Annotated in this window: 1 protein-coding gene; it reads right to left on the bottom strand. The window is 51.3% G+C overall.

Annotated features, from left to right (window positions below):
• Nucleotides 1-287 precede the first annotated feature (287 nt).
• Entirely contained in the window at nucleotides 288-791 is a 504-nt protein-coding gene (locus ACQ4N7_RS30220; protein WP_430715119.1) for a 2'-5' RNA ligase family protein, read from the bottom strand.
• Nucleotides 792-1,378: the final 587 nt, after the last annotated feature.

Here is a 1,378-nt window from a genome sequence, read left to right as displayed (position 1 = left end):
CGCTCGGGGGCAATGCAATAAGATTGTCGTCATTCATGGTGTATTCCTTCGCTGGTTACCTTGTTTCATCCAGCAGGATACGCCCTTCCTTCTTTTCCCTCCATACACCAGAAATCAACATAACTCCCCGGTTTACAAGAAACCAAATTTTCTCAAACCGGCGGCAAGAATGTGCGCTACAAGCGCGGCCTAAAGGAAACGCTGGTCGATGGGCTATGGGAGTTGCTGGAACAGTAGTTGCCATACTGCAGCATCCACTACGCCTTTTAAACCCCCAAGACTATGAGCTATGCGAAGCAAAAGTCCCTAGCCAACTCCCACGGTCCTTTGTGGTAGTACCACAGCAACAAGCCTTCGCCCCACCCCGTTATAGGTTGCCATTGCGCGTTCAAGTCCTCGTACAACTGGCGGGCTGTTTCGGGTTTCACTTTGTTTTGAATAGTGACATGCGGGCGGTAGCCCTGGCGATCTTGAGGGATGAGCCATTCATCCCAGGTGGTTGCCAAGGTTTTGTGTAACTGCATCAACCCAGCAGACCGAACGCTAATGGCGACCCCGCTACCTAGCGACTGGAGCGAGGGTAAGGAAAGAGAAAAGTGCTCTGTCCGATCGCATAGGGTTTCCAGCCTGTGGCAAATCGCTGCTTCGCAATCGCCCGGCAGCTGATGAAACAGAATAACGTGGGCCGGAACGACATTGCGCTCCGGGGGAAAGTACTGCTGACGCAGCGTGTTTGCCCGCTCAAACGTGGGTTGGTCTAACTTCAGCGTCAAAAGCAGAGAAGTACTCATCCGGCAAGGAACTTAAAGAACGATGCATGAAGGAGTAAAGAGTAAGGCTTCCTGTCCTACGGCTCTACCGCCTGCAGGTATTAACTCCAGTGAGCCTGCCAACGTGACTACCTATCTGCTCGCCAACAGTCCACTCATCACCGCATCCACCTCCATCCCAAGGATATGTGTTGGATTAGGGATCAGTCATTCATCATGAAGGCAGCCACCATCAAGCAAGCCTGGTGCACCCTTATCCACTTCCAGTCACGGCAACACCTAAGCTTGCGACGCGGTGCGGCAGTGACCGATATCTAAGTGAAGGCTAAAACAGGCCCTTACAACGGGTTGTGACAGCGTTTACCAGCTGCTACACCCAGTCTCACTGGCTCAAACCTATTACGGGCAGCACTGCCACAACCAAGAAAAAATTTATCTTGCCAAACTGGTTGACAACGCCAAAAATATGGCTTACATTAGCAAAGCGCCTGAGAAAAGCGGCTCAAATGCGTCGCTCACCGAGGGTTAGCAGCGAACCTCGACAACTACATAGTCTAGAAACAAAGCCAAGGTTCCTGTCAAGGATTAAATTGGTTTAACGATAGCAT

This window comes from Nodosilinea sp. AN01ver1 (genome assembly GCF_050565655.1).
Lineage (GTDB): Bacteria > Cyanobacteriota > Cyanobacteriia > Phormidesmidales > Phormidesmidaceae > Nodosilinea.
Note: the sequence above shows the minus strand (reverse complement) of the source record. Positions and strands in the feature narration are given on the sequence as shown.

Bases quoted from the DNA above. Each gene is read 5' to 3' on its own strand.
- ACQ4N7_RS30220 (WP_430715119.1), bottom strand. From the start codon at position 791: ATGAGTACTTCTCTGCTTTTGACGCTGAAGTTAGACCAACCCACGTTT.